The 4,411-nt window shown below is 64.7% G+C and carries 5 protein-coding genes; 1 reads left to right on the forward strand and 4 read right to left on the reverse strand.

The window, feature by feature from the left end; all coding sequences use genetic code 11:
- Positions 1-15: 15 nt before the first annotated feature.
- Both OG379_RS41445 and OG379_RS41450 read right to left on the reverse strand, forming a co-directional pair.
- Positions 16-1,449 carry a hypothetical protein gene (locus OG379_RS41445; protein WP_331718771.1) on the reverse strand — a complete coding sequence of 478 codons (1,434 nt, stop codon included), beginning with the start codon at positions 1,447-1,449 and terminating at the stop codon, positions 16-18.
- A gap of 2 nt (positions 1,450-1,451) precedes the next feature.
- On the reverse strand, positions 1,452-1,859 hold the full coding sequence (locus OG379_RS41450; RefSeq protein WP_331718772.1) for a hypothetical protein: 408 nt from the start codon (positions 1,857-1,859) through the stop codon (positions 1,452-1,454).
- 196 nt (positions 1,860-2,055) lie between these two features.
- Here OG379_RS41450 and OG379_RS41455 point away from each other — a divergent pair, with 196 nt between their 5' ends.
- Positions 2,056-2,352, forward strand: a complete 297-nt coding sequence (locus OG379_RS41455; RefSeq protein ID WP_331718773.1) for a hypothetical protein — start codon at positions 2,056-2,058, stop codon at positions 2,350-2,352.
- A gap of 230 nt (positions 2,353-2,582) precedes the next feature.
- Here the strand turns inward: OG379_RS41455 and OG379_RS41460 are convergent, their stop codons facing one another.
- Entirely contained in the window at positions 2,583-3,983 is a 1,401-nt protein-coding gene (locus tag OG379_RS41460; protein ID WP_405669081.1) for a protein rep, read from the reverse strand.
- A gap of 134 nt (positions 3,984-4,117) precedes the next feature.
- Positions 4,118-4,333 (reverse strand): hypothetical protein, encoded by a 216-nt coding sequence (locus OG379_RS41465; RefSeq protein ID WP_331718770.1) that lies wholly within the window; start codon positions 4,331-4,333, stop codon positions 4,118-4,120.
- Between the last annotated feature and the right edge of the window lie 78 nt (positions 4,334-4,411).

Genomic DNA, 4,411 nt, shown 5'->3' on the forward strand with positions numbered 1-4,411 from the left:
CGTACGGGTCGGTCATCAGCTCGCCTTCCGGGTGCGACGGGTCTTCTTCTGGAGCGGGACGGAAGTGCCGGCGGACTTGTCCGCCCGCACGGACTCGGCGGAGACGTCGACCATCGTCGGGGCAGCCGCGGGGATGATGTCGCGGCGAAGGTGGGCGGTCGAGGCGATGAAGGCGGGCAGCTGGTCTTCGTCCAGGTCGCCGACGCGGATTCGGTCGTAGCGGCCACCCAGGCCGGGGACGTTGGTCACGACGCAGACCCCGACGTTGGTCTCCTTGTCGACCAGGGCCATGGGCTGGTTGGGCTCGTCGTTCCGGATGCCTGAGCCGAGGGCCGCTTCTGCGGCGTCGATGGTGAAGACGGGGAAGCAGATTCCGACTTCCAGGTTGTCGCGGACGGCGGTCGGGATGGCGTCCGAGGTCTGCTTCTGCGTACCGAAGATGCCGAGGACGCCGAGCCCGCGACCTTCCTTGGAGATGGTCTGCATCATCCGCTGGTTCGACTCGATGAGCTGCTTGTCCTTGCCGGTCAGCCCCTTGACGTCGGAGTAGTTGTGGCACTCGTCCATGATCACGACGACGAGCGGGTTGGCATCGGTCGGCCCGTGCTTCCAGAACTTGTGGGTGCCCCGTTCCTCGACCAGCGCGGCCGGGCGGTCCTTGAGCATCCGGACGATCTCTGTGAGTCGCTGATTCGCGGTTTCGGGGTTGTCGCCGACGACGAACATCGCTCGTTCTCCAGCCTGGCCCCAGTCGCCGTAACGGGGATCGGACGTCTTGCCGTCGAAGATCGCGAATTGGACGGCGGACCGGGTGGCGAGCACGGCCATCCAGGCGAGCATCAACATCGTTTTGCCGTAGCCGGGGAGTCCCGCGATCTTGATTCCGCTCAACTGCCGTAGCGGGATGGCGACTTGGCGCATCCAGGGGTTGTGGCCCATGGGAAGAAGCCACTCGGCCACGTCCGGCCAGGCGTAGGGCTGGTGGTCGTCGAGGGGATTGCCGACGATGCCCCGGACCTCGACGAGCCCGGCCTTGAGCCGCCGGACTTCGACGCTCTCGCAGTCCCATGCGTCGGCGAGCCATCCGCCGGCCTTTTCGACTTCCTCGACCCCGACCTTGGGGATCGTCTTGATGACGGCCCGGATGCCCCACGGCTCGGGGAACACCTTGATCTTGGGGACGACCGTCACGGGCTTCGCGGTCTTGCCCTGGAGATCCTTGCGGCCCTTGGTGTTCTCATCGACCCGGGCGAGACCGACGTTCGGAGCGAGACGACGCCAGCGGCGGGCGATCGACCAGGCATGACGCATCCGGCGGCGCTGGAACGGAGTGGCCCGGATGTACCGGTAGGTGGCGATGAAGAGGCGAGCCGCCCCCCAGGCCGCCAGCCCCACGAGAGTGAGGATGGCGACGAGGGGAGCGAGGCTCAGGGTGTCGGTGGCGGACACGTTCAGCCTTCCTGCGAGGCGGACTTGCGGGAGGTGGGAACGGCGTTGATCGCGCGGAGTTCGTCGGCCTGGTACCAGGCGGTTCCGCCCATGATCTTCTCGTTGCCGTTGCGGTCGGTCCGCTTCTCGGCCGGGGTGACGCCGACGCGGAAACCGACGAGCTCGACGGGCTGGGGCATGCCCTGGAGAGGGGCGGCCGGGTCGGTGTGCGAGAGGACGCCGACCTTGAGGATCTCGTTTTCGGTCCGGCCGAACTGGGTGAAGGAGGCGACGACCTGGACCTCCCACTTGGGGGTTCCATCCTTGGCGGTGTCCTGCTGCTGGGTGCCGAACTGCATCTTCGGGGAGGAGCTGAGGAACATGACCATGGAGAAGGTGCGGGCCTGGTCGACGTGGAAGATCGCGGGCATTGGAGTGCCTTTCGTTTGGTGATCACTGGTGTAACAGGAGGTTCGGACACCGCCCTTGTGGACAGTGGCCGGGGACTGTCTGACAGCTCGTCATGTCGGTACTGCTGACTACGGGCTGTGCTGGGCTCTACGATGGACCTAGAACACGTAACCTGTCAACCAAGTATCCACATCGTTCCCCCTGAGAGGCCGCATCATGACCCGTAGCAAGGCAGCCATTTTCCGTTCTGACCTGCAACGACAGTTCCAGTCGATCTCTGAATTGGTGGCCTACTTGGGACACGCAGATGCGGCGATGGCGACTGATCCGGCCGAGTGGCACCGGAACCTGATCCGGGCCTTGGCGGACATCTCGGAGGCAGCCCAGAAGGCGGAGACGTCGTTGAGCGTGAACGCGGTCAAGACGAAGGCATTGACGCCAACCGAGGTTTCCCGAGCTGCAAGGATCACGCGGAATGCGGTCTACAAGAGGATTGCTGCCGAGGACAAATGACGACGCGTTAAAGGCCCCTGCCGGTATCGGGCGGGGGCCTTTTTGTGTTCCGGGCCGAAGAAGTCTTTACCTAAAGCTGATCAGCGGGGACCCCTCCGGGAGCAAGAAAAGGGGCCGAGTGACCACTAAGGGCGGTGAGGGATTCCATCCCTCTCCTTTGGTACAAGTGTAAAGGCCCCTTTTCATGCTCCCGCCCCGCAGATCACCTTTAGGTAAACACTTCTCCAACCCTAAGCGGCATTGCTTTCTGACGGAGCGTCAGGGGTTTCTGACGTGTCATCAGGTCCGAGTTTCTTGACTGCCCAGATTTGATGTGCCGTAAGGAGCTTGACGAGTGCCGGGAATCCTCCGCGTTCGACAGCTTCGAGGACTCGGGTTTCCAGGCCGTGACGGATGACCATCTTCCACGCGGCCTCTGCCAGCTCGGCCACCTCCCCGCCGGCCACTTCCTCGGCGGCCAACTCTTCCTCTGTCTTCTCCTCGACTCCGAGCATGGCCTTGAGCTTGGGTGACCAGCGCAACCAGGACTTTCCCTTGGTTGCCATCTCGTACTCGGTCCAGAGATCCACGACAGCAGCGTCCCCGGTCGCCATCAGGTATTCGATCATCTCGAAGGGCGTCAGACTGCCGAGCTTGCCTTTCTTGAGATCACCGCGAGCTACCTCGTTCCCGATATGCCGTCCGGAGTCCTGAGCCTTGGCGATGTACTCTCCGGCACCTTCGGCCGTCATGACCTTGTCCCACTTCACACCGTGAGCCTTGTCCGCCGGGAATCCGTGCTTCTTCGTCCAGGCCATCCAAAGCCGCTGCCAGCGGCCCATCATGATCGCGAGTTCCCGAACGTCGGGCACTTCCTTGAAGCACACGATGACGTGAAGGTGCGGATGCCAGCCGTTCTTTCCGTAGGTGATCTCCCGCGAATTGATGGTGCCGATCTTCCCGGTTGCCTTCTTTTCGCGGACCGCGATCTTGCCATTTCCGAGGCGACGGAATGCGTCGTTGAGTGCGTCGAGGAGTTCCGCGAGAGCGTGGCCTTTCGCGTGCCGGACGGTGAAGGTGACCATCCAGGCTTCCCCACCGCCCATGATCAGCGAGGCGACTCCCACGGCGATCTCGTTGGCCCGCTTGGCGCGGATCTTGGCCGAGCAGACCGGGCAGAGCCAGCCGTTCGCGCAGATGCAGAGCCCGGACGTGTAGGCGACCCCGTCACGCATGTGGATCTTGACCCGGTCCACCTTGCCGTTCTGGCCCTGAGCCATGACCCGTCCGCAGGCCCCGAGCCGCTTGACCGTCGTGAAGCTGACGATGGTCCGCTGGACGTCGTACCGGCGACGACGTCGGCAACACGGATCGGTGCCCTTCCCGCATTCGTGCTGGTCAGACCCGGTTTTCCCCGCCAGGGGTGAAACAAAGTCCGTAGTAGTACCAAGCGGGGCGTCCGCCAGGCCGCCAGAGGCGGCCCGGCGCCCCTCAAGGGCTTCGCCAACGGGGCGCCGGGAGACCTGGCGGCCACCATGGGCCCGAAGGTGTTGTGCGGCCTGTGCTCCATCCAGCGAGAGGACCGGGGGCACGTCGTCATGCGGAGGGGCTACCTGTGGTGCCGGAGCCTTGCCGTGCTCTACCGTGGTCATCGATCAACTTCTCCGTTCGCGTTCCAGGTGGCGGAGGAAGAGGCCCGGACCGTCGCTAGCGGTTCCGGGCCTCCGTCGTTCCGTGTGATCCTGTCGTCCGTGGCCGACCGGCGTGATACGAACACGCCGGGCGGTCACTTCTCGTTCTGCGAGCCCATCAGCGACTTGATGACCAGCCAGCCGATCGCGCACGAGATCGCTCCGATGCCGACCGCGACCGCGACGACGGCGACGGCCAGGAGGACGGCGACGACCAGGACCCCGGCCCCTCCGGCAGCGACGATCTGTCCGGCGTGCTGGCGGGTCCAGGAGGGCGCGGGGGCCGCCTGCTGGACGATGACGTACGGCATGGGCTGTCCGAGGCTCTGAGGGACGCTCAGGGCCTGCCCAGGGCCTACGTGGATGGGTGTGGGTGTGTAGACCTGCTG

It is taken from the genome of Streptomyces sp. NBC_01166, assembly GCF_045039765.1.
In the GTDB taxonomy this organism is placed as follows: Bacteria; Actinomycetota; Actinomycetes; order Streptomycetales; family Streptomycetaceae; genus Streptomyces.

Excerpts from the sequence above, each read along its gene's own strand:
- OG379_RS41460 (WP_405669081.1), bottom strand. The coding sequence starts at position 3,983 with ATGACCACGGTAGAGCACGGCAAGGCTCCGGCACCACAGGTAGCCCCT.
- OG379_RS41455 (WP_331718773.1), top strand. The coding sequence starts at position 2,056 with ATGACCCGTAGCAAGGCAGCCATTTTCCGTTCTGACCTGCAACGACAG.
- OG379_RS41450 (WP_331718772.1), bottom strand. The coding sequence starts at position 1,859 with ATGCCCGCGATCTTCCACGTCGACCAGGCCCGCACCTTCTCCATGGTC.
- OG379_RS41465 (WP_331718770.1), bottom strand. The coding sequence starts at position 4,333 with ATGCCGTACGTCATCGTCCAGCAGGCGGCCCCCGCGCCCTCCTGGACC.